The 23,476-nt window shown below is 61.0% G+C and carries 22 protein-coding genes; 14 read left to right on the top strand and 8 right to left on the bottom strand.

Features of this window, described 5'->3' with window-relative positions; all coding sequences use genetic code 11:
• The first annotated feature begins 135 nt into the window (after positions 1 to 135).
• The 9 genes from JFT44_RS03725 to gcvH all read left to right on the top strand — a co-directional run bounded on the left by JFT44_RS03725 (position 136) and on the right by gcvH (position 9,539).
• Positions 136 to 693 carry a YecA family protein gene (locus JFT44_RS03725; protein ID WP_198817213.1) on the top strand — a complete coding sequence of 186 codons (558 nt, stop codon included), beginning with the start codon at positions 136 to 138 and terminating at the stop codon, positions 691 to 693.
• Between the two features lie 20 nt (positions 694 to 713).
• On the top strand, positions 714 to 2,036 hold the full coding sequence (pepP, locus tag JFT44_RS03720) for a Xaa-Pro aminopeptidase (RefSeq protein WP_115129244.1): 1,323 nt from the start codon (positions 714 to 716) through the stop codon (positions 2,034 to 2,036).
• Positions 2,033 to 3,220 carry a 2-octaprenyl-6-methoxyphenyl hydroxylase gene (ubiH, locus tag JFT44_RS03715; RefSeq protein WP_057960939.1) on the top strand — a complete coding sequence of 396 codons (1,188 nt, stop codon included), beginning with the start codon at positions 2,033 to 2,035 and terminating at the stop codon, positions 3,218 to 3,220. The genes pepP and ubiH overlap by 4 nt, the downstream gene beginning before the upstream one ends.
• Positions 3,213 to 3,698: a DUF4442 domain-containing protein gene (locus JFT44_RS03710; protein ID WP_057444198.1), complete on the top strand. Its 486-nt coding sequence runs from the start codon at positions 3,213 to 3,215 to the stop codon at positions 3,696 to 3,698. The genes ubiH and JFT44_RS03710 overlap by 8 nt, the downstream gene beginning before the upstream one ends.
• Before the next feature lie 9 nt (positions 3,699 to 3,707).
• Entirely contained in the window at positions 3,708 to 4,925 is a 1,218-nt protein-coding gene (locus JFT44_RS03705; protein ID WP_169960161.1) for a 2-octaprenyl-3-methyl-6-methoxy-1,4-benzoquinol hydroxylase, read from the top strand.
• Between the two features lie 127 nt (positions 4,926 to 5,052).
• A complete protein-coding gene (locus JFT44_RS03700) occupies positions 5,053 to 6,057 on the top strand; it encodes an extracellular solute-binding protein (RefSeq protein ID WP_057440441.1) in 1,005 nt (334 codons plus the stop codon).
• A gap of 193 nt (positions 6,058 to 6,250) precedes the next feature.
• Positions 6,251 to 7,867 carry an iron ABC transporter permease gene (locus tag JFT44_RS03695; protein WP_169989461.1) on the top strand — a complete coding sequence of 539 codons (1,617 nt, stop codon included), beginning with the start codon at positions 6,251 to 6,253 and terminating at the stop codon, positions 7,865 to 7,867.
• A gap of 156 nt (positions 7,868 to 8,023) precedes the next feature.
• Complete coding sequence (gcvT, locus tag JFT44_RS03690; RefSeq protein WP_120734314.1) at positions 8,024 to 9,106, top strand: glycine cleavage system aminomethyltransferase GcvT; 1,083 nt, start codon at positions 8,024 to 8,026, stop codon at positions 9,104 to 9,106.
• A 49-nt stretch (positions 9,107 to 9,155) separates the two neighbouring features.
• On the top strand, positions 9,156 to 9,539 hold the full coding sequence (gcvH, locus tag JFT44_RS03685) for a glycine cleavage system protein GcvH (RefSeq protein ID WP_057440440.1): 384 nt from the start codon (positions 9,156 to 9,158) through the stop codon (positions 9,537 to 9,539).
• 42 nt (positions 9,540 to 9,581) lie between these two features.
• Here gcvH and JFT44_RS03680 read toward each other — a convergent pair whose 3' ends face one another.
• The 6 genes from JFT44_RS03680 to JFT44_RS03655 all read right to left on the bottom strand — a co-directional run bounded on the left by JFT44_RS03680 (position 9,582) and on the right by JFT44_RS03655 (position 14,897).
• Positions 9,582 to 10,721 (bottom strand): DegT/DnrJ/EryC1/StrS aminotransferase family protein, encoded by a 1,140-nt coding sequence (locus tag JFT44_RS03680; protein ID WP_057960935.1) that lies wholly within the window; start codon positions 10,719 to 10,721, stop codon positions 9,582 to 9,584.
• A 164-nt stretch (positions 10,722 to 10,885) separates the two neighbouring features.
• Complete coding sequence (locus JFT44_RS03675) at positions 10,886 to 11,203, bottom strand: DUF2388 domain-containing protein (protein ID WP_057440438.1); 318 nt, start codon at positions 11,201 to 11,203, stop codon at positions 10,886 to 10,888.
• Positions 11,204 to 11,272: 69 nt separating this feature from the next.
• Complete coding sequence (locus JFT44_RS03670; protein WP_120734313.1) at positions 11,273 to 11,719, bottom strand: NfeD family protein; 447 nt, start codon at positions 11,717 to 11,719, stop codon at positions 11,273 to 11,275.
• Positions 11,720 to 11,729: 10 nt separating this feature from the next.
• Positions 11,730 to 12,650: an SPFH domain-containing protein gene (locus JFT44_RS03665; protein ID WP_027608388.1), complete on the bottom strand. Its 921-nt coding sequence runs from the start codon at positions 12,648 to 12,650 to the stop codon at positions 11,730 to 11,732.
• 75 nt (positions 12,651 to 12,725) lie between these two features.
• The gene (locus tag JFT44_RS03660; RefSeq protein ID WP_198830361.1) at positions 12,726 to 14,477 is read right to left on the bottom strand and encodes a GspE/PulE family protein; all 1,752 of its coding nucleotides are present in this window, start codon (positions 14,475 to 14,477) and stop codon (positions 12,726 to 12,728) included.
• Between the two features lie 84 nt (positions 14,478 to 14,561).
• On the bottom strand, positions 14,562 to 14,897 hold the full coding sequence (locus JFT44_RS03655; protein ID WP_057960933.1) for a hypothetical protein: 336 nt from the start codon (positions 14,895 to 14,897) through the stop codon (positions 14,562 to 14,564).
• 127 nt (positions 14,898 to 15,024) lie between these two features.
• Between JFT44_RS03655 and JFT44_RS03650 the strand changes: the two genes are divergently transcribed.
• Complete coding sequence (locus JFT44_RS03650; RefSeq protein ID WP_057440435.1) at positions 15,025 to 15,495, top strand: Lrp/AsnC family transcriptional regulator; 471 nt, start codon at positions 15,025 to 15,027, stop codon at positions 15,493 to 15,495.
• A 94-nt stretch (positions 15,496 to 15,589) separates the two neighbouring features.
• Here JFT44_RS03650 and JFT44_RS03645 read toward each other — a convergent pair whose 3' ends face one another.
• A complete protein-coding gene (locus JFT44_RS03645) occupies positions 15,590 to 16,957 on the bottom strand; it encodes an inorganic triphosphatase (RefSeq protein ID WP_198830360.1) in 1,368 nt (455 codons plus the stop codon).
• A gap of 160 nt (positions 16,958 to 17,117) precedes the next feature.
• On the opposite strand from JFT44_RS03645, the gene argE reads away from it, so the two are divergent.
• Positions 17,118 to 18,266, top strand: coding sequence for an acetylornithine deacetylase (gene argE, locus JFT44_RS03640; RefSeq protein ID WP_169960088.1), 1,149 nt, complete (start codon positions 17,118 to 17,120; stop codon positions 18,264 to 18,266).
• A 135-nt stretch (positions 18,267 to 18,401) separates the two neighbouring features.
• Positions 18,402 to 19,700, top strand: a complete 1,299-nt coding sequence (argA, locus tag JFT44_RS03635) for an amino-acid N-acetyltransferase (protein ID WP_032858930.1) — start codon at positions 18,402 to 18,404, stop codon at positions 19,698 to 19,700.
• 133 nt (positions 19,701 to 19,833) lie between these two features.
• On the opposite strand, the gene tauA is transcribed toward argA, so the two are convergent.
• Entirely contained in the window at positions 19,834 to 20,820 is a 987-nt protein-coding gene (tauA, locus tag JFT44_RS03630) for a taurine ABC transporter substrate-binding protein (RefSeq protein WP_198830359.1), read from the bottom strand.
• A gap of 369 nt (positions 20,821 to 21,189) precedes the next feature.
• On the opposite strand from tauA, the gene JFT44_RS03625 reads away from it, so the two are divergent.
• Positions 21,190 to 22,515 carry an OprD family porin gene (locus JFT44_RS03625; protein ID WP_198791885.1) on the top strand — a complete coding sequence of 442 codons (1,326 nt, stop codon included), beginning with the start codon at positions 21,190 to 21,192 and terminating at the stop codon, positions 22,513 to 22,515.
• A 172-nt stretch (positions 22,516 to 22,687) separates the two neighbouring features.
• The gene (locus JFT44_RS03620; protein ID WP_057960929.1) at positions 22,688 to 23,326 is read left to right on the top strand and encodes a peroxiredoxin; all 639 of its coding nucleotides are present in this window, start codon (positions 22,688 to 22,690) and stop codon (positions 23,324 to 23,326) included.
• Positions 23,327 to 23,476 lie beyond the last annotated feature (150 nt).

Here is a 23,476-nt window from a genome sequence, read left to right as displayed (position 1 = left end):
GGTTCCACTGGATTTGTCTGATGAATGGCAACTGCAGGATAAACGATCTGACGCCCTTGATAGTCGGGTGCGTCTGCCGGTGCTAGGATACAGCGCTTCATTCTAGACATCGCGCCGCCTGGCGCCTAGCTCATCATGCCTATTCAGAATTCCCCGTACGACGCTTTTTCCAAACTGCTGAGCACCAGCGGTCACCCTTGCTCGCCTGCCGAACTGCATGGCGTGCTGCTGGGCCGTAGCTGCACCGGTGTCGGCTTTGACGCCGACAACTGGCTGGCCGACGTCGCCGAGCTGCTGGAAACCGAGCCTACCGAAAACGTGCGCAACGCGTTGATCGGCTTGCAAGAAATGGTTAAAGGCGAGCTGACCGGTGATGACGTCACCGTAGTCCTGCTGCTGCCAACCGATGATGCGCCGCTCACCGAGCGTGCTGCTGCACTGGGTCAATGGTGCCAGGGCTTCCTCCATGGCTTTGGCGTGAACGCCGGCGGCCTGGAGCTGAGCACCGACGCCAAGGAAGTGTTGCAGGACCTGGCAGCCATCTCCCAGGTGCAAGACGCCCTGGAAGAGTCCGAAGACGGCGAAGGCGACTATATGGAAGTCATGGAATACCTGCGCGTCGCGCCGCTGCTGCTGTTCACCGAGACCAAAAAGTCTGCTGAACCCGCAGCAGTCAAGCCGTCGCTGCACTAAGAGAGGGAACCCACCTGCCCATGATCCATATCCCCAAAGCGGAATACACCCGCCGCCGCAAGGCGCTCATGGCGCAGATGGAACCCAACAGCATCGCGATCCTGCCGGCCGCCGCCGTGGCGATCCGCAACCGTGATGTCGAACACGTCTACCGCCAGGACAGCGACTTCCAGTACCTGAGCGGCTTCCCCGAGCCCCAGGCAGTGATTGTGTTGATGCCTGGGCGCATTCACGGCGAGTACGTGCTGTTCTGCCGTGAACGCAATGCCGAGCGCGAATTGTGGGACGGCCTGCGCGCCGGTACCGAAGGCGCGATTCGCGAATACGGCGCCGACGATGCCTTCCCGATCACCGATATCGACGACATCCTGCCCGGCCTGATCGAAGGTCGCGACCGGGTGTATTCGGCCATGGGCAGCAATGCCGAGTTCGACCGGCACCTGATGGAGTGGATCAACGTGATCCGCTCCAAGGCGCACCTCGGTGCGCAGCCGCCGAACGAATTCGTTGCCCTGGATCATCTGCTGCACGACATGCGCCTGTATAAATCCGCCGCAGAAGTAAAGGTCATGCGCGAAGCCGCACGGATTTCCTGCGCGGCCCATATCCGGGCAATGCAGGCCAGCCGCCCGGGGTTGCATGAATTCAGCCTGGAAGCCGAGCTGGACTACGAGTTCCGCCGGGGCGGGGCGAAGATGCCGGCCTATGGCTCCATCGTCGCTTCGGGGCGCAACAGCTGCATCCTGCACTACCAGCAGAATGATGCGGTGCTCAAGGACGGTGACCTGGTGCTGATCGACGCCGGTTGTGAAATCGACTGCTATGCCAGCGATATCACCCGTACCTGGCCGGTCAACGGCAAGTTTTCCGCCGAGCAGAAGGCGATCTACGAAGTGGTGCTGGCCTCCCAGGAAGCCGCCTTTGCGCAGATCGCGCCGAACAAACACTGGAACCAGGCCCATGAAGCGACGGTGCACGTCATCACCGCCGGGCTGGTGAAGCTGGGCTTGTTGCAAGGTGACGTGGACGAGTTGATCGCCAGCGAAGCCTACAAGGCGTTCTATATGCACCGCGCCGGGCACTGGCTGGGCATGGATGTGCATGATGTGGGCGAGTACAAGGTCGGCGGCGAGTGGCGGGTGCTGGAAGTGGGCATGGCCCTGACCGTGGAGCCGGGCATCTACATTGCCCCGGATAACCAGAACGTGGCAAAGAAATGGCGTGGCATAGGCGTGCGCATTGAGGATGACGTGGTGGTGACCAAGCAAGGCTGTGAAATTCTGACCGGTGGCGTGCCCAAGACCGTGGCCGAGATTGAAGCACTGATGGCGGCCGCCCGATGAGCCGGGTCAACCTGGCGATTATCGGTGGCGGCCTGGTGGGCGCCAGCTTGGCGCTGGCGTTGCAGGCCGGGGCCAAGGCTCGCGGTTGGAAGATCGTGCTGATCGAGCCCTTTGCCCCCGGCGACAGCTACCAGCCGAGCTACGACGCACGTTCCTCGGCACTGTCCTTTGGCGCGCGACAGATCTACCAGCGCCTGGGTGTGTGGCAAGACATTTCCCGGCGCGCCGAGCCGATCAAGCAGATCCATGTTTCCGACCGTGGGCGCTTCTCTACCGCGCGCTTGTCGGCGCTCGAAGAGGGCGTACCGGCCCTGGGCTATGTGGTGGAAAACGCCTGGCTCGGGCAGTGCCTGTGGCAAGGCCTGGACAAAGACGTGATCAGTTGGCGTTGCCCCGCAGAAGTCAGCCGCATGGAACCGCTGGCCGACGGCTACCGCCTGACCCTCAACGATGAAACTGTCATCGAGTGCGATCTTGCGGTACTGGCCGATGGTGGCCGCTCCGGCCTGCGCGAGCAGTTGGGCATTGGCGTCAAGCAACGGCCTTACAACCAGAGCGCCCTGATCGCTAACATCACCCCCAGCGAAGCCCATAACGGCGAGGCTTTCGAGCGTTTCACCGACGAAGGCCCGATGGCCTTGCTGCCGCTGGCAGACAACCGTTGCGCACTGGTCTGGACTCGCGTCGGCATGGACGCCCAGCGCTTGGCGCAACTGGATGAACGCAGTTTTCTCAGCGAGTTGCAGGGCGTGTTTGGTTATCGCCTGGGCACCCTGAAACAGGTTGGCGCGCGCCACTTGTATCCGCTGACCCTGGTGGAGGCCGAGGAGCAAGTGCGCTCGCACCTGGTGATCCTCGGCAATGCCGCCCACAGCTTGCACCCGATTGCCGGCCAGGGTTTCAACCTGTCGCTGCGCGATGCCTATGCGCTGGCCGAGGCCCTGTTGGCCGGGCCGCAAGTGCCGGGTGACCTGGCGACCTTGCAGGCCTACCGCGAACGCCAGCGTCTGGACCAGCAATTGACCGTGGGCTTCTCCGACCAGGTCACCCGCCTGTTTGGCAGCGGCCAGCCGCTGGTCGCCATGGGCCGCAACCTCGGCCTGCTGGGCCTGGACCTGTTGCCGCCGGCCAAGCGCTGGTTCGCCCGGCAGGCCATGGGCCTGGGCACGCGTCCCGATGCGTAAGTGGTTGACGGAGCGCCTGGGCAAGGCGCGGTTGTTGCGCTGGATCATGACCCTGTATCCGCCGTATCTGGGCGCAGGCGTCCGTGTGCAGCACATGAGCGCTGATTTTCGTCAGGTGAAGGTGCGCATGGGCCTGGGCTGGTACAACCGCAACTACGTCGGTACGCAATTTGGCGGCAGCCTGTACTCGATGGTCGACCCGTTCTACATGCTGATGCTGATGGAGAACCTGGGGCGCGACTACATCGTCTGGGACAAGGCCGCGACCATTGATTTCATCTCGCCGGGCAAAGGCCCGGTGTTTGCCGAATTCTCCATCGACCAGGCCTTGCTCGATGAGGTGCGACGGCAGACCGAGGGCGGCGAGAAATACTTGCCGCACCTCAAGGTGCAGATTCACGACGGCTCCGGCACCCTGGTGGCGCGAGTCGACAAAACCCTTTACGTGCGGCGCAAGCCGCCAGCGAGACAGGCATAAAGCATGGACATGCGCGCAGATGTGCTGATTGTCGGGGCCGGAATGGTCGGAAGCGCCCTGGCGCTGGCGTTGCAGGGCAGTGGCCTGCAGGTGCTGCTGCTCGACGGCAGCCCAATGAGCGTCAAGCCATTCGACGCCGATGCGCCGTTTGAACCGCGGGTGAGCGCCTTGTCGGCCGCCAGCCAGCGCATCCTCGACCGCCTGGGTGTGTGGGATGGCATCGCCAGCCGCCGCGCCAGCCCCTACGGCGAGATGCAGGTGTGGGATGGCAGTGGCACCGGGCAGATCCACTTTTCGGCGGCCAGTGTGCATGCCGAGGTGCTGGGGCATATCGTCGAAAATCGCGTGGTCCAGGACGCCCTGCTTGAGCGCCTGCACGACTGCGACCTGGGCCTGCTGGCCAATGCACGCCTGGAGCAGATGCGCCGCTCCGGCGATGACTGGCTGCTGACCCTGGCCGATGGCCGCACTTTGCGCGCGCCGCTGGTGATCGCCGCCGACGGCGCCAACTCGGCTGTGCGCCGCCTGACCGGCACCGCCACCCGCGAATGGGATTACCTGCACCACGCCATCGTCACCAGCGTACGCAGCAGCCAGCCGCACCAGCGTACCGCCTGGCAGCGCTTCACCGACCATGGTCCGCTGGCGTTCCTGCCGCTGGTACGAGATGGCCAGGAAGATTGGTGCTCGATCGTCTGGTCGACCACGCCAAGTGAGTCCGAACGCCTGATGGCCCTGGACGACGACAGCTTCTGCCGCGAACTGGAGCGCGCTTTTGAAGGGCGCCTCGGCAGCGTGGTCAGCGCCGACCCGCGTCTGTGCGTACCGCTGCGCCAGCGCCACGCCAAGCGCTACGTCGCCGAAGGCCTGGCGCTGATTGGTGATGCTGCCCACGTTATCCACCCATTGGCGGGGCAGGGGGTGAACCTGGGGTTCCTCGATGCCGCCGTGTTGGCCGAAGTGCTGCTAAAGGCGTGCGAGCGCGGTGAGCGCTTGGCGGATGTGAAGGTGCTCAGTCGCTACGAGCGTCGACGCATGCCGCACAACCTGGCGCTGATGGCGGCGATGGAGGGCTTTGAACGGTTGTTCCAGGCTGACCAGTTGCCATTGCGCTGGTTGCGCAATGCGGGGCTGAAGATGGTCGACCAGATGCCCGAGGCCAAGGCGCTGTTTGTGCGCCAGGCATTGGGCTTGACCGGAGACCTGCCGGATCTGGCCAAGGCCTGAGGCCTTCTGTCGCACCTTAAATGGCATTCGTGCAACATCTCGTAACTCCTCCGGCCAGTGTTCGGTTGAGATGCTAAATGTGAGTCCTTATCATTTGCGCTCACTTTTCCTACGAGAGACCGCACCTATGTTGGCACCCAAGCGCCTCCTGACTGCCCTGGCACTCACCCTTATCGCCAGCACCACCGCCCAGGCGGCTGACGAAGTGGTGGTCTACTCCTCTCGTATCGACGAGTTGATCAAGCCGGTGTTCGACGCCTACACCAAGAAAACCGGGGTGCAGGTGAAGTTCATCACCGACAAGGAAGCGCCGCTGATGCAGCGCATCAAGGCCGAAGGCCAGAACGCCACCGCCGACCTGCTGCTGACCGTCGATGCTGGCAACCTCTGGCAAGCCGAGCAGATGGGCATCCTGCAGCCGTTCACCTCCAAGGTGATCGACGCCAACATCCCTGCGCAATATCGCGCTTCCAGCCACGCCTGGACCGGCTTGAGCCTGCGGGCGCGGACCATCGCTTACTCCACCGACCGCGTGAAACCGGCAGAGCTGACCACCTACGAAGCCCTGGCTGACAAGCAATGGGAAGGCCGCCTGTGCCTGCGCACCGCGAAAAAGGTCTATAACCAGTCGCTGACCGCCACCCTGATCGAGACCCATGGCGCAGAAAAGACTGAAGAACTCATCAAGGGCTGGGTCAATAACCTGTCCACCGATGTCTTCTCCGATGACGTCGCGGTATTGCAGGCAATCAACGCCGGGCAGTGCGACGTGGGGATCGTTAACACTTACTACTACGGCCGCCTGCACAAGCAGGACCCGAAGCTGGCAGTCAAATTGTTCTGGCCGAACCAGGGCGACCGTGGCGTGCACGTCAACCTGTCGGGCATTGGCCTGACCAAGTACGCCCCGCACCCGGAAGCCGCCAAGGCTCTGGTGGAGTGGATGACTACGCCTGAGGCGCAGAAGATCTTTGCCGACGTCAACCAGGAGTTCCCGGCCAACCCGGCGGTAGAACCCTCGGCTGAAGTGGCGAGCTGGGGCAAGTTCAAGGCTGACACCCTGCCGGTGGAAGTGGCGGGCAAGCGCCAGGCCGAGGCGATTCGCCTGATGGATCGTGCGGGCTGGAACTGAGTACAATTTGTAGGACGCCGCAGTTCTAGTGTGGGAGCGGCTTGTGTGGGAGCTGGCTTGCCTGCGATAGCATCACCCCGGTATCGCTGATAAACCGAGGTGTCTGCATCGCAGGCAAACCAGCTCCCACACAAGCCCGCTCCCACAGTGCTTTGTGCAGGTTTCCACATCATCCACTGCTTGAGAATTCCTTTTGGCCCACCCCGCCCAACGCCGCTGGTACCTGCCAGTCTTCACTGTCGCCGCCCTGGTGCTGCTGCCGTTGAGCGTGTTGTTGCTGTCCTGGCAAAGCATCGACACGCAAATCTGGTCGCACCTGTGGGACACCCAGATGCCGCGTCTGCTGGGCAACACCTTGACCCTGGTGCTGGGCGTCGGGGTCGGTGTAACGGTGCTGGGCGTGAGCCTGGCGTGGCTGACCAGCCTCTGTGAGTTCCCCGGCCGGCGTTGGCTGGACTGGGCGTTGATGCTGCCGTTTGCCATCCCGGCCTATGTCCTGGCGTTTGTCTTCGTCGGCCTGCTGGACTTCTCCGGGCCGGTACAAACCCTGCTGCGCGAGTGGTTCGGCACGGGCCTGCGCCTGCCGCGCGTGCGCTCCACCAGTGGCGTGATCATCGTGCTGGTGCTGGTGTTCTATCCCTACGTCTACCTGCTGGCGCGCACCGCCTTTCTGGCCCAGGGCAAGGGGTTGATGGAAGCGGCGCGGGTGTTGGGCCAATCACCCTGGCAGGCGTTCTGGCGGGTGGCCCTGCCCATGGCGCGCCCGGCTATCGGCGCCGGCGTGGCCCTGGCGTTGATGGAAACCCTGGCGGATTTCGGCGCGGTGTCGGTGTTCAATTTCGACACGTTCACCACCGCCATCTACAAGACCTGGTATGGCTTTTTCAGCCTGTCCAGCGCCGCGCAACTGGCGAGCCTGCTGCTGTTGGTGGTGATGCTGGTGCTCTACGGCGAGCGCCGGGCCCGTGGCGCCAGCCGCCCGAGCAACGAGCGACCGCGGGGCAAGGCGCTCTATCACCTGAGTGGCTTCAAGGCCGCCGCCGCCACTGGCTGGTGCGCCCTGGTGTTTGCCTGCGCCTTTGTCATCCCGATGCTTCAGCTGCTGGCCTGGTTCTGGCAGCGCGGGCGTTTCGACCTCGATGAGCGCTACGTCGGGCTGATCATGCATACCCTTTACCTGGGTGGCATGGCCGCGTTGATCACAGTGAGCGTGGCGTTGCTGCTGGCGTTTGCCAACCGCCTGGCGCCAACCCGCGCCATCCGCGCCGGGGTCAGCCTGGGCAACCTGGGCTACGCCTTGCCGGGTTCGGTATTGGCGGTGTCGATCATGCTGGCGTTCAGCTATTTGGATCGCGAGTTGGTGATCCCTGTGTCCAGTTGGCTGGGCGGTGCTGGCAAACCGTTGCTGTTGGGCAGCCTGTCGGCGCTGCTGATGGCCTATCTGGTGCGCTTCCTGGCCGTGGCCTACGGTCCACTGGAAAACAGCCTGGCGCGCATCCGCCCGTCCTTGCCGGAAGCAGCGCGCAGCCTGGGGGTCAGTGGGCCACGACTGTTTTGCAAAGTGTATCTGCCACTGTTGTTGCCCGGCACCTTGAGCGCCGCGCTGCTGGTGTTTGTCGATGTGCTCAAGGAAATGCCCGCGACCCTGCTGATGCGCCCGTTCGGCTGGGATACGCTGGCGGTACGCATCTTTGAGATGACCAGCGAAGGCGAGTGGGCGCGCGCCTCCTTGCCCGCCCTGACCCTGGTGTTGGTCGGCCTGTTGCCGGTCATCGGCTTGATCCGACGTTCGGCGCGACGAATCGGTTAGGTGTCAGTCCTACGGCTTGAGGCTACAATGCGCGGCATTCGGTGCGGCCCGTCTTTCGGGTTGGGTTGCTGATTGTGGCTGCAAGCCTTGTATTTCAAGGTGTGTAGCCCGAACAGCAACCGTCCGCACCTTCGCCACGCCCGGAAGGAGAAACCCATGGGACAGCGTACGCCTCTGTATGACCTGCATCTCGCCCTTGGCGCGAAAATGGTCGATTTTGGCGGTTGGGATATGCCTCTGCACTACGGCTCGCAAGTCGAGGAGCACCATCAGGTGCGCCGTGACTGCGGGGTGTTTGATGTTTCCCACATGACCGTGATCGATATCTCGGGCCTGCAGGCCAGGGAATGGCTGCAGTACCTGTTGGCCAATGATGTCGATCGTTTGCATGGCTGCGGCCATGCGTTGTACAGCGCCATGCTCAACGAGCAGGGCGGGGTGGTGGACGACATGATTGTCTACCGCACCGAAGAGGGTTACCGGCTGGTGGTCAATGCGGCCACCCGCGACCAGGATATCGCCTGGATGCAGAGCCAGTTGGGCAGCTACCAGGTGCAGATGCGCGAACGCCCGGACCTGGCCATGCTGGCGATCCAGGGCCCCCAGGCCCGGCACAAGATTGCCGAGTTGGTCACCCAGTCTCGCGGCGTGTTGATCCAACAGCTCAAGCCTTTCGAGGGGCGTGCCGACGGTGACTGGTTTATCGCGCGCACGGGCTATACCGGCGAAGATGGCCTGGAAATCGTCCTGCCTGCCGATCAGGCCCCGGGGTTTTTCAACGACCTGGTAGGCGCGGGCATCTCGCCCATCGGCCTCGGTGCTCGCGATACCCTGCGCCTGGAGGCCGGCATGAACCTCTACGGCCAGGATATCCACCTGAATGTGTCACCGTTGGCCGCCAACATGGCCTGGAGCATCGCCTGGGAACCCGTCAGCCGCGATTTCATCGGGCGCGCCGCCCTGGAAGCCGAGCGTGCGGCCGGGGTGCAGCTCAAACTGGTAGGCCTGGTGCTGGAAGAACGCGGGGTTTTGCGCGCTCATCAAGTGGTTCGTATCGCCAATGTTGGCGAAGGAGAGATCACCAGTGGTAGTTTCTCTCCTACGCTGAGCAAATCCATTGCCCTGGCGCGTGTACCGATGGCAACCGCCGACCGTGCCGAGGTAGAAATTCGCGGTAAGTGGTACCCGGTGCGAGTGGTCAAACCGACCTTCGTGCGCCATGGTAAAACCTTGATCTAATCTTTTCCGGGCCAATGGCCGCTGACATTTCTTTTTGAGGACACAGACTATGAGCGATATCCCTGCCGCACTACGTTTTGCCGAAAGCCACGAATGGGCACGCCTGGAAGCTGACGGCAGTGTGACCGTCGGGATCTCCGATCACGCCCAGGAAGCATTGGGTGATGTGGTTTTTGTTGAGTTGGCTGAGGTGGGCAAAGTGTTCGCTGCAGGCGACGCAGCAGGCGTTGTGGAGTCGGTGAAGGCTGCTTCGGATATTTATTCGCCAGTGTCGGGCGAAGTGATTGCGGTCAACGAGGCGTTGGCCGATGCCCCTGAGTCGCTCAACGACAAGCCGTACGAGGCCTGGATCTTCAAGGTCAAGCCAAGCAATGCCGCCGAACTGGACAAGCTGCTGGATGCCGCTGGCTATAAAGCCGCCATCGGCGAATAACACCGCCCCCTGCAGGAGCCGGCAAGCCGGCTCCTGCAAAGGTCAGGGCTTGAGCGCCTGCTTCACCGCTGCGACAGCACGCTCCACATCCGCCTTGGTCATCGCTGTAAACATCGGCAACGACACAATCAAACGCCCGACTTTTTCCGCTACCGGGAACATGCCTTCCCTGAATCCCTGTGCCCGATACAAACTCAGCAAGTGGATCGGTGGGTAGTGATAGCCGATGCCCACGCCCTGAGCCTGCATGCGCTCCATAAACGTGGCGCGGGCCGGCAGGCCATCCCCACGCTCAGGCAGTACCAGTTGGAACAGGTGCCAGTTGCTGTTTTCAAAGTCCGCAGGCGGTAATTGTGCGCCGTACGTTGTCTCGAAGTCGCTGCCAAAACACTCGAAATAATGCCGGGCCAGCGCTTGGCGATGGGCAGTTATCTGCTCGATATGGGCAAACTGGCCCAGGCCAATGGCGGCGGCGATATCGGTCATGTTGAACTTGCCGCCCAATACATCCACGTCCAGGCCATCAAACCCGCTGCGGGTCACGCCTTGCAGGCGGTACTTCTCTGCCAGGCGCGCCTCCTCAGCATTGTTCAATACCAGGCAACCGCCTTCGGAACAGGTGATGTTCTTGTTCGCCTGGAAACTGAACGAGACAAAATCCCCGGTGGCGCCAATGCGCTGGCCATCCCAACGGGAGCCCAGCGCCTGGGCGGCATCCTCGATGATCCGCAGACCGTACTTGTTGGCCAGCGCGTAAAGCATCGGCATGTCCAGCGGCAGGCCGGCCAGGTACACCGGGATGATCGCCTTGGTGCGCGGCGTAATAGCCGCTTCCAGTCGGGCCAGGTCGATATTGCGGGTCACCGGATCAATATCGGCAAACACCGGCGTGGCGCCCACCTCCAGAATCACATTGGCCGTTGCCACCCAGGAAATCGGCGTGGTGATCACTTCATCCCCCGGCCCGACACCGGCGATGCGCAAGGCAATCTCCATGGTGCAGGTGCCGGAGTTGAAGGTGCGTACCGGCCGGCCGCCAAAATATTCCGACAGCTGCGCTTCGAACGCCTGCACCTTGGGCCCGCTGGTGATCCAGCCGGAACGCAACACATCACCGACCGCCGCGATGGTGGCTTCATCAATGGTAGGTTTTGAAAACGGCAGGAAGGGCAGTTGGCTCATGACGTTGAAGGCATCCGTTTTAAGAAGAACTAAGAATAAAAGCTCATATCAACCCCGGCATCGTCGCACGGGGCAACTGAATATAGCCTGTCGTCCGTGAACGAATCGTCGAACGACGAGCGCAAAAAAGCCGCTTCATAAGCGGCTTTTTTGCGTGTCGTGTATTACTCGGCGGCGATGGCGTTCTTCGCCAGGATGGCGTTGGCCAGTTCCATGTCAGTGGCCTTCAGGCCGGGGTTGTCGGCACGCACTTTCTGCATGGCGGCTTCCAGGTAAGGGCCACGGATGCCGCCGTCGCTGGCGACGAAGCTACCGGCGTCGTCCTGGGCGGCGACTACCAGCTTGTGGTCCTTGAAGGTCAGGTACGTGGAGCCGGTGGTGGCGCCGGACGAGATGACATTACGCCAGAAGCTGTCGGCCATGGCCGATCCAACTGGGAGAGAGAGCACGGCGAGGGTGGCGACAGCATATTTGAGACGCATGATGGGTGACTCCGACTGGGTTATCTGAACGGTTTGATTGTAGATAACCCAGCCTAGTTCCATGACTGACTAAACAGTTTCGATCCGTAAAATCACGCCGTCCTGACCAATCACCCGTACTTGAGCCCCTGCAGGCGCATCGGGGCCGGTGACCATCCAGACGCCGTCACCGACCTTGATCTTGCCCCGACCGTCGATAATTGCCTGATGCACCACAAAGGTGCGGCCAACCAGCTCCGATCCGCGCATATTCAGCCCTGGCTGGTCGCTGGCCTTGGCACTGCTGCGCTGGCGCTTCCACCAGTACACCGCCGTCAGTATGGACAGCACGGCAAACAGCAGCAGTTGCAGTTCCAGCCCAAGCCCCGGAATCAGGAACTTGAGTACGCCAACGGCCGCCGCCGCGATCCCCATCCACAGCAGATAACCGCCGGCACCAAACACTTCAAGAATCAACAGCACCGTGCCCAGCGCCAGCCAATCCCAGAACGACAGGTGTTGCAGGAATTCCCACATGGTGCCGGCCTCAGGCTTTCTTGTTGTCGAAGGTAGCCTTGACGATTTCGCCGATGCCGCCCACCGCACCGATGACCTGGCTGGCCTCCAGCGGCATCAGAATCACTTTGCTGTTGTTGGCCGAGGCCAGCTTGCCCAGGGCATCAATGTATTTCTGCGCGACAAAGTAGTTGATGGCCTGCACGTTACCGGTGGCAATCGCTTCCGACACGACCTGCGTAGCGCGGGCTTCCGCCTCGGCCTGACGTTCACGGGCTTCGGATTCGAGGAACGCGGCCTGACGACCCCCTTCAGCCTCGAGGATCTGCGCCTGTTTCTTGCCTTCAGCGGTCAGGATTGCAGAAGCCCGCAGGCCTTCGGCTTCGAGGATCTGGGCACGCTTGATCCGCTCGGCCTTCATCTGACCGGACATGGCAGCCATCAAGTCGGCAGGCGGGCTGATGTCCTTGATCTCGATACGGGTGATCTTGATGCCCCAGGGAGCAGTGGCTTCATCGACCGTGCGCAGCAGCTTCTCGTTGATGCCGTCGCGCTGGCTGAGCATGGCGTCCAGCTCCATGGAGCCGAGCACCGTACGGATATTGGTTTGCAGCAGGTTGCGGATCGCATGTTCGAGGTTGTTCACCTCGTACGCCGCCTGGGCGGTGTTCACCACCTGGAAGAAACACACTGCGTCGATCTGCACCGTGGCGTTATCGGCGGTGATCACTTCCTGAGGTGGAATATCCAGCACGCTTTCCATGACGTTGATCTTGCGACCGATGCGGTCCATCACCGGAATGATGATATTCAGGCCCGGCTTGAGCGTATTGGTGTAGCGGCCGAAGCGCTCCACTGTCCACTGGTAGCCCTGGGGTACGACCTTGAAGCCCATGAACAGGATGGCGATGGCCAAGCCTACGAAGAGAAGAAGCACTGTTCCGATCTGCATAACGATTCCTTGTCTGGTGGTGGCGGTAACGCGAGGTCTGTCGATTGTAACGGGCTTGTCGCAGATAAGAACGGTTTACTCGTTCGCAGGCGTGACCCTTAACACTTCTTCCAGGGTGGTCAGCCCCGCAGCAACCTTGTGGGCGCCCGACAATCGCAGGCTGTGCATGCCGCCCTTGAGCGCCTCGCGACGCAAGGCCTGCAGATCGGTATCGGCGCTGACCAGGGCCTTCGCCGCGTCATTCATCAGCATGATCTCGTAGACCCCGATGCGTCCACGATAGCCACTTTCCCGACACTCTGCGCATCCGTTGGCCCGGTATACGCTGGCGGGGGGCGGCGTGCAGGACTGGGTGGCGCTGCACCAATCGTCCTGGTTCAGTGCCACCGGGCTTTTACAGTGCGGGCACAACCGGCGCACCAGACGCTGGGCCATGACCCCAATTAATGTGGCCTTGATCAAGTAATGGGGGATGCCCAGTTCCAGCAGGCGACTGATCGCGCTGGGGGCGTCGTTGGTGTGCAGGGTCGACAGCACCAGGTGGCCGGTCAATGCCGCCTGGATCGCCATTTCAGCGGTTTCCAGGTCGCGGATCTCGCCGATCATGATGATGTCCGGATCCTGGCGCATCAGCGCGCGGATGCCGCTGGCAAAGGTCAGGTCGATATTGTGCTGGACCTGCATCTGGTTGAAGGCCGGCTCCACCATCTCGATCGGATCTTCCACCGTACACAGGTTGACCGTGCGGGTCGCCAGCTGTCGCAGGGTGGTATAGAGCGTGCTGGTCTTGCCTGATCCGGTGGGGCCTGTGACCAGGATGATACCGTTGGCCTGGCCGGTCATATGTTGCCAGCGCTGCAGGTCATCGGCCGACAGTCCCAACTGCGGGAAGTCCTGAAGCAGTACCTGGGGATCGAAAATCCGCATCACCAGCTTCTCGCCGAAGGCCGTGGGCAGGGTCGCAAGGCGCAGTTCCACTTCGATACCCGTGGGCGTCTTGGTCTTGACCCGGCCGTCCTGGGGTTTGCGCTTCTCGGCGACATTCATCCGGCCGAGGCTTTTCAGGCGGCTGACCACGGCGGTCGTGACCTGGGGCGGAAACTGATAGACATCGTGCAGCAACCCATCAATACGGAAGCGCACGCGGCCCTGGTCGCCGCCGGGTTCGATATGGATATCGCTGGCGCGCTGGCCAAAGGCAAATTGCAGCAACCAGTCGACAATGTTGACGATGTGCGCATCGTTGGCATCGGGCTCCTGGTCGCCGGCACCCAGGTGCAGCAGTTGTTCGGCAGGGACCGCCGTGGGGGTGGTCTGGTCGGCCCCGCTGACCGACCGGGCCAGCCGGAAGAACTCCTGGGTACAACTGCGGATCGTCTGGGGGTTGGCCAGTACGCGCTTGATCGAGCGTTTCAACACGTGGGCCAGGCCGGCCTCCCACTCTCGCAGGTACGGTTCGGCACTGGCCACCGTCACGCTGTCGCGATCAAGGGCGACGGCAAGGATATGGTGGCGCTGGGCGAAGGCGTGGGACATCAGGGGCACCATGCTTGCTACGTCGATTTTCAGCGGGTCGATGCGCAGATAGGGTTGCCCCACATGACTGGCGAGCCATTGCGTCAGTTGCTCCAGGGACAGCGCCATGCCGGGCCGGGCGGGATCGGGCAGTGACTGGTTGGCAAGCAATTCCAGCGGGTGCAAGCCATTGCCCGGGGTGCGCCGCAAGCGCTCGGCCAGGGCGTTGTCGAGCATGCCGTGGGCGGTGAGGGCGGGCAGCAGTTCGTCGAGGCAAAGCCTGCGATCCTGAAGTTCTGGCGCAGCGGGCATGGTGGTTTCCTGGGCGGTTTCAAGTGGTAGCGCCAAGGCTAGTCCGGTCCTGGTTGCTGTCGCCCCGAGGGTTGTTGCCGCTTTTTACTGCGCCACTGCCTGTACGGTTTGCAGCCTCGTGGATTCAACGGGTTGCAGTTCGAGCGAGCACACGCTGATCAGGTTACGAAGTTTTTCGCCGATCACCTGGGCGCGGTGCCAGCTCAGGCCATCCATCACCACGTCGATGTTCAGCAGGTCTTCGTCGCGTGTCACGCTCACCTGTTGTGGCACCAAAAACTGCAAGGCGAAGTAATTGAGGATCCGACACAGCACATCGGGTTCAGCCTCGGCGAGGATCTGATAGCGCGCCTGGCAATGGCTGTTGCTGACTGCCCAGGCGTCGAGGCGCGTGGCTGGGCTGGCGGGGACTGAATGCATGGCCGTTCTCCGAGTTTGACTGGAGAAATTTTTACATGGGCTGTGGGGTATTTCTTATCTATGTTGGAGTGATATGCCTTATAAATGAATCAGGCAATTCGCAGAATATGGATTGAAAGGTATTTTTATGCACAGTGAGTTGGATATCTACGACCGCCGGATTCTGGCGCTGCTCCAGGAAGACGCATCGCTCTCCAGCGCGCAGATTGCCGAACAGGTCGGCCTGTCGCAGTCGCCCTGCTGGCGACGGATCCAGCGGCTCAAGGAGGAGGGGGTGATTCGAGGCCAGGTGACGTTGCTCGACCGCAAGAAAATCGGCCTTAACACGCAGATCTTTGCCGAGGTCAAACTCAACGCCCACGGGCGTTCCAACTTCACGGAATTCACCGAGGCGATTCGCGGGTTCCCGCAAGTGCTGGAGTGTTATGTGCTGATGGGGTCGGTGGATTTTCTACTGCGCATTGTCACCTCGGATATCGAGGCATATGAGCGTTTCTTCTTCGAGAAACTGTCGATGGTGCCGGGGATACAGGAGGTCAACTCGATTGTGGCACTGTCGGAGATCAAGTCCACTACCAGTCTGCCAGTGTTGCGGTGAGAGGGCGGGTGTCATCGCGGGCAAGCCCACCTTCAAACCGGTCTCCTCTAGAAAGCTCGGTCAAATGTGTGTGGGCTTGCCCGCGATAGCAATCTTACATGCGCAACAAGGTCTTCCAGGCACGGTTCTGATACACCGCAATCACCTGATGCATCCGCGCATCCAGCGACTCATCGGTGATCGGCTGGTTGGCCAGTACCGCCAACTTGTTCAGTTCACCGTACAAGCGATCCAGTTCTGGAACCTCCAGCAGGTGACGGGCATGGTGCAGCCAGGCCTGCAGACGCTCGATGCGCGGCAGTTGCTCGGCCAGGTCTTCCGGCTGTTGCTGGTAGCGCGGCAGGCGCAGGGCGACGGCTTCGTCGGCCAGCAGGCGTGGCAGCCAGTTGGCGACCTGGGCCGCACCTTGGCGGTTGCCGCGCACATTGCGCTCCAGGCTCCAGGTGCGGGCCAGCAGCCAGCGGGACGTGTTCAGTGAGAACAGGCCCCAGCGCACGTCGGTCAATTCTTCGAGGAACTGTTCCGGCGCGGCCTTGCGCACGTCTTCATCGTCTTCACCGGCCTGGACCAGCGGGCGCCAGTCTTCCAGCAGGGCGTCGAGGGCGCTACGCAGTTCGCTGGTGGATTGGCGTGGTGCGGCCTGGCCAAGGCTGCCGATCAGGGCGCGCATTTCGGCGAGGTTGTCTACCCAGTCCTGCAACAGGCGCCAGTGGCCGTTGAAACGGTACTGTTCGGCCAGGCGCTGGCTGCTGCCCAGCAAATGCCAGGTCAGCGCGGCGAAGGCGTCGTCCAGGGGCATTTCTGGTTGCAGTTGCGGGGCCGGCAGGCTCAGGGAATAGCTGTTGGCGTCGAACAGGCGATAACCGCGCTCGGCCTTGCTGATATCGCAGGGCATCAGCGCCAGGGTCTGGGCCAGTTCGGTAGCCAGTTCCAGCAGGGCGGCAGGTTCGCCTTCGCGCAGCTCCAGCTCCAGCTCGCAGATTTCTTCCTTCTGCTTGCCGGCAATCACATGGCCCAGGTCCAGGGCGGCTTCGATCACCACCTTGGCCTTGCCACGGCCCCAGGCGATCTCGGCACGTTCGCGCACGAAGTCGGTGGTGAAGATCGGCTTGAGGGTCTTTTTGTCCAGCTCGGCCAGTTGCTCGGGCCAGCATTCGCCGTCGAGTTTCTTCACGTCGAGCTTGGCCTTGGCCAGTTTCCAGTCGTATTCATTACGCTCCGACAAGCCGGCAACGCTGTGGCCGCGGGTCTTGAGGGTCTGGATCACTTCGTCGCCATCCTTGCGCAGGCGCAGGGCAACCTTGGCCTGGGCCAGGTCGCGCTCGGGGGTGTCGAAGTACTGGTTCATCAACTCACGGCGTTCCCAGCCACTTTTGTTGCGTTTTTTCAGGAGCGGGTGCTCACGCAGCGCGGCGAGGGTCTCGCGGCTGACGCGGAGCTTGATTTCGGTTTCTTTTTGCATGGCCGGAACATCCAGGATCGGGAGTGCAGCCGGGAGAATAGGTGGCTGCCAAGGTCGTGCAGTGTACAGGACTGAGCCGGGCAACGTGCCGCAACGGGTTTATTGTGCAGCGCAGATGGTTCTATGATGGGTTTCATCTGTGGAAGTTGAGAGACAGCGCATGCCTTTACCGTCCATGAAAGAACAATTTGCCGCCCTGATTGCCGCGCCCTCTGTCAGTTGTACCCAAGCGTCTCTCGACCAGACCAACCGCCCGGTGATCGACTTGCTTGCCACCTGGCTCGGCGACCTGGGTTTTGCCTGCGATATCCAGCAAGTCAGCCCCGGCAAATTCAATCTGTTGGCCAGCTTCGGCAGCGGCCCCGGTGGCCTGGTGCTGGCGGGGCACAGCGATACGGTGCCGTACGACGAAGCGCTGTGGCAGACCGATCCGCTGAAGCTGACGGAAGTCGACGGCCGTTGGGTAGGGCTGGGTAGCTGCGACATGAAGGGGTTTTTCGCGCTGGCCATCGAAGCGGTCTTGCCGCTGTTGGATCAACCGTTCAAGCAGCCGCTGCTGATTCTCGCCACCTGTGATGAAGAAAGTTCCATGGCCGGCGCCCGCGCCCTGGCTGCGGCCGGACGCCCGCTGGGGCGTGCCGCGGTGATTGGCGAGCCCACAGGCCTCAAGCCGATCCGCCTGCACAAAGGCGTGATGATGGAGCGCATTGATATCCTCGGGCGCAGTGGCCATTCGTCGGACCCGAGCCTGGGCCACAGCGCCCTTGAAGCCATGCATGACGCCATGGGTGAGCTGCGCGGCCTGCGCCTGGCCTGGCAGCGGGAGTACCGCAACCCACAGTTCAGCGTGCCCCAGCCGACCTTAAATTTTGGCTGCATCCACGGCGGCGATAACCCCAACCGCATTTGCGGCCAGTGCTCCCTGGAGTTCGACCTGCGGCCCTTGCCCGGCATGGATCCCCAGGTGTTGCGCGAGGCCATCCGCCAGAAACTGCGGCCCATCGCCGAGCGCCATCAGGTGCAGATCGACTACGCGCCGCTGTTCCCCGAAGTGCCGCCCTTCGAGCAGCCTGAAGACGCCGAACTGGTGCGGGTCGCGGAACGATTGACCGGTCATCGTGCCGAAGCAGTAGCGTTCGGCACTGAAGCGCCTTATCTTCAGCGCCTTGGTTGTGAAACCCTGGTACTCGGCCCTGGGGACATAGCCTGCGCCCACCAGCCGGGCGAGTACCTTGAAATGTCACGCTTGACGCCTACAGTGCGTCTATTGCGGGAATTGATTGAACATTACTGCCTCAAGCCTGCATAAATTAACCCCATTGCATCCCGTACTTAAAAGGAGAGCGAGCGTGTCGCCAAGCCTGTTCCGACGATAACCATCAGCCCGCTGTGCGTTTAGCGATTCATCCTTTTTTGGCTGCTTTTTATTACAGGCCCAGGTTTTATGCCCGAATACGTCAATTGGCTTCGTCACGCTTCGCCCTACATCAATGCCCACCGTGACTGCACCTTTGTGGTCATGCTGCCGGGTGATGGTGTGGATCACCCCAACTTCGGCAATATCGTCCATGACCTGGTGCTGCTGCACAGCCTCGGCGTGCGCCTGGTACTGGTGCATGGTTCGCGCCCGCAAATCGAAACCCGCCTCGCCGCTCGCGGCCTGACCCCGCATTACCACGATGGGATGCGCATCACCGATGCCGCGACCCTGGAGTGCGTGATCGACGCGGTCGGCCACCTGCGTATCGCTATCGAAGCGCGGCTGTCCATGGACATGGCGTCCTCGCCGATGCAGGGCTCGCGCCTGCGGGTGGCCAGCGGCAACCTGGTGACCGCGCGGCCTATCGGCGTGCTGGACGGCATCGACTACCACCATACCGGCGAAGTGCGCCGGGTCGACCGCAAGGGTATCAATCGCCTGCTCGACGAACGCTCCATCGTCGTTCTTTCGCCCCTGGGCTATTCGCCGACCGGGGAGATTTTCAACCTGGCCTGTGAAGATGTGGCCACCCGCGCTGCCATCGACCTGGGCGCCGACAAGTTGCTGCTGTTTGGCGCAGACCTGGGCCTGATCGACGAAAACGGCCGGCTGGTCCGCGAACTGCGTCCCCAACAAGTACCGGCGCACCTGCAGCGCCTGGGCAACAATTACCAGGCCGAACTGCTGGATGCGGCGGCCGAGGCCTGTCGTGGGGGCGTAGGGCGCAGCCATATCGTCAGTTATGTCGAGGACGGTGCGCTGTTGACCGAGCTTTTTACCCGCGACGGCGGCGGTACGCTGGTGGCCCAGGAGCAGTTCGAGCTGGTGCGTGAGGCGGCGATTGAAGATGTCGGCGGCTTGCTGGACCTGATCAGCCCGCTGGAAGAACAGGGCATTCTGGTACGCCGCTCCCGGGAAGTGCTGGAGCGGGAAATCGAGCAATTCAGCGTAGTGGAACGCGAAGGCATGATCATCGCCTGCGCTGCGCTGTACCCGATTGCCGACTCGGATGCTGGCGAACTGGCGTGCCTGGCGGTCAATCCGGAGTATCGCCATGGCGGCCGTGGCGATGAGCTGTTGGAGCGCATCGAAACCCGCGCCCGCACCCAAGGCTTGAAGACCTTGTTCGTGCTGACGACCCGCACCGCCCACTGGTTCCGCGAGCGCGGCTTTGTGCCGAGCAGCGTGGATCGCCTGCCGTCGGCGCGGGCCTCGTTGTACAACTTCCAGCGTAACTCGAAGATCTTCGAAAAGACCCTGTAAACACGGTATTCGGTACACCCAATACCTAATGTGGGAGCGGGCTTGCTCGCGAAGGCAGTGTGTCAGTCAGCGCATTTATTGACTGGCACACCGCCTTCGCAAGCAAGCCCGCTCCCACATTCTTTGTCCGGGTTTATTCTTTGATGAATTTTCCGGTCACATAGGCCGAATAGTCCGGTAACACGGTCTCTACTTTCCCTTGTTCCTTAAGAAACTTCGCCGTCTCCCCAATGGCCTTGGCTGTCCCACCATTGAGCAAGGCTTCGGTTCGCTGCGCCTGTGCATCGGGGAAGGTGCTGCCTTCCAGCAGTTCGGGGATGTCTGCGGCGTTTGCGCCGGTCAACCGGGCGATCTTTTGCACCGGGGCGGAATCCACCGTCCAGCTGCTTTTATTGGCTGCATAGTCGGCAAACGAATCCAGGGTGATCTTGGCAAACTTGGCCACGACCTCCGGATGTTTCTCGGCAAAGTCCTTGCGCACTACCCACACCTCGAACGTCGGCGCGCCCCATTGGCCCACCTCGGTAGCGTCGGTCAACGTCTTGCCGGTCTTGCGGATTTCTCCCAGGGCCGGCGACCAGACAAAGGCGCCGTCGATATCCCCGCGTTTCCAGGCTGCGGCAATTTGCGCCGGTTGCAGGTTCACCACTTTCACCTGGCGGGTGTCCAGGCCCCAGTGTTTCAAGGCCCCGAGCAGGCTGTAGTGGGATGTGGAGACAAAAGGAGTGGCAATGGTTTTGCCGATCAGGTCCTTGGGTGCGTCAATTTGGCTACCGTTACGCACTACCAAAGCTTCAGAACTATTGATTTGAGCCGATACGATGAACGCCACAATGGGTAGATTACGGGATGCGGCGGCCGCCAACGGGCTGGAGCCGAGATTGCCGATCTGCACATCGCCTGAGGCAATCGCGGTGATGACTTGCGGGCCACTGTTGAAGCGGCGCCAGTCGATTTTCTCGCCAATGGCTTGTTCGTAAAGACCATCGGCCTGGGGCACTTTGCTCGGATCAATGCCGGTCTGGTAGCCGATGGTGAGGTTGGCTGCCTGCACGCCAATAGAAAGTGTAAGCGATAGTAAAACTGTAACAAATTGACTAGAGGATGCGCGTTTGGCCATGATGGCGTCGCCTTTTTGATCGTGAGTGACGTGTGCAAGATTCTGCTCACACTAAACGATCTAAAAAATGGCCAACAAATACCCTTTGGGAATTAGCTTATGGAGCGATACCCCACTGCGGGCTAGTTGCTCCATGGAAAGTGTTATTCCTGAATAGTATGAAAAAGGATGAAATAATTCTTTTTGGGTGTATGAAAAACTCATTACCCTGCAAGGACCAAATCAACTGCGGTTAGACGAAAGTAGTAGACACACAAGGTTACGATTGACTTGTCAGTCACTATCTGGCGCTAATCGCGCATCTGTGGATCGAGGGCGTCAGACCCGAGACCAAAGAACTACAAAAATTAGAAACGAGAGGAGCGGTACATGAAGAAGTCCACATTGGCGTTCGCCATCGCGGCTGGGGTTTTGGCTCAGCAAGCAGGCGCCGCTGGTTTTGTTGAAGACACCAAGGCATCCGTCAGTTCTCGGACCCTGTATTTTGATAACGATCAACGCGAAGGCGGTGCTGACCAGCGCGAAACGGCCACTGGCCTGAAGTTCAACGTCCAGTCTGGTTTCACTGAGGGCACCGTTGGTTTTGGTATTGATGCCCAGGCATTGGTCGGCATTCACCTGGACGGTGGCCGTGGTCATCACCCAGACAACAACTCTTTCGTTCCAAGCGACACCGACGGTTCGGCTGTGAGCAATTGGAGCAGCGCGAGCGCCAACGTCAAAGCCCGCTTCTCCAAGACCGAAGCCCACCTGGGTGGCGCTCTGGCGCCAAACCTGCCGATTCTGATTGCAAGCGACGGCCGTCTGCTGCCACAGACCTTTGAAGGCGGCACTGTCACTTCCAAAGAAATCGACAATGTGACGTTTAACGCCGGTCAACTTGAGCACGCCACCGGCCGTGCTTCGACCAACAGCACGGGCCTGTCTATCGCGGGCGCTACTCAGGAAAGTAACCAGTTCCGCTTTGGCGGTGCTGATTGGAAGGTCACCAAAGACCTGACCTTGCAGTACTACTACGCCAACCTGGAAGACTTCTATAAGCAACACTTCCTGGGCCTGGTTCACGTCTACCCGATCACCGAAGGTCAGTCGTTCAAAACCGACGTGCGCTACTTCGATAGCAGCTCCGACGGCAAGAATGGCCAGGCTGGCTATCAGTTCAGCAACAACGGCGGTTACGCGAAGGACGCTGGCGAGGTTAATAACAAAACCTGGAGCGCCATGTTCACTTACACCTTGGGTGGCAGTGCGTTCCTGCTGGGTCACCAGCGCGTCAATGATGATGGCGGTTTTGTCTGGATGAACCAAGGCAACGTTGTCGACGGCAATGGTCGTAACGAAGGTGCCGGTGGTTCCAGCTTCTACCTCTTCACCGATAGCATGATCAACCCTTTCGTGCGTGCGGGTGAAAACACCACCTTCGGTCAGTACTCCTATGACTTCGCTGCGTTGGGCGTTCCAGGTCTGAAAACCTCGATTGTTTACCTGCGTGGCGACAACATCAAAGCCAAGAACGGTGGCAGCGACCAGTCCGAGTGGGAGCGCGATATGCGCATCGACTACACCATCCAGCAGGGTGCCCTGAAAGGCTTCGGCACCACGCTGCGTCACGGTGTCTATCGCGGTAGCGGTACCGGCGTTCAGGACCAGGATCAGACTCGTCTGATCTTTAACTACACTTACAGCTTCCTGTAAGCCAAGTTAAGAAAAAAACCTCGCGTTTATCGCGAGGTTTTTTTTTGCATGATGGCCCACGTGCAGACTCTTCATATTCATTTATCATCTAAACAAATCGATATTTATTCTTTTTAAATTACTCCAGGCACAGGCACAGTGGGTTCCATAAGCACCCATCAGGAGCCACACCATGAGCCTCAGACTGGGCGATATCGCCCCCGACTTTGAACAGGATTCCAGCGCCGGCAAGATTCGTTTCCACGAGTGGCTGGGCGACAGCTGGGGTGTGTTGTTTTCCCACCCGGCGGACTTCACCCCGGTGTGCACCACCGAGCTGGGTTTTACCGCCAAGCTCAAGGACGAGTTCGCCAACCGTGGGGTCAAGGCCATTGCCCTGTCGGTGGATCCGGTGGACTCCCACCACAAGTGGATCGAGGACATCAACGAGACCCAGCACACCGTCGTCAACTTCCCGATCCTGGCCGATGCCGACCGCAAGGTCTCGGACCTGTACGACCTGATCCATCCCAATGCCAATGACACGCTTACTGTGCGTTCGCTGTTCGTGATCGACCCGAACAAAAAGATTCGCCTGACCATCACCTACCCGGCCAGCACCGGGCGTAACTTCCATGAAATCCTGCGGGTCATTGACTCGCTGCAACTGACCGACAACTACAAGGTCGCGACGCCGGCCAACTGGCAGGACGGTGATGAGGTGGTGATCGTGCCTTCGCTCAAGGATGAGGACGAGATCAAGAAACGCTTTCCCAAGGGCTATCGTGCGGTTAAGCCCTATCTGCGGCTGACCCCGCAGCCCAACCGGTAACCCGAATCCAATGTGGGAGCGGGCTTGCTCGCGAATGCGGTGGTTCAGCAAGAAATGTGCTGACTGATACGCCGCAATCGCGAGCAAGCCCGCTCCCACAAGTTAATCGCATTTCAGGACTCACATAGCAGGGGTTTTCAGGCCGTTTCG

The organism is Pseudomonas sp. MF5691, assembly GCF_016405645.1.
GTDB classification, from domain to species: Bacteria; Pseudomonadota; Gammaproteobacteria; order Pseudomonadales; family Pseudomonadaceae; genus Aquipseudomonas; species Aquipseudomonas shahriarae.
The sequence above is the reverse complement of the archived record's forward strand: the minus strand, read 5'-3'. Positions and strand labels throughout refer to the sequence as shown.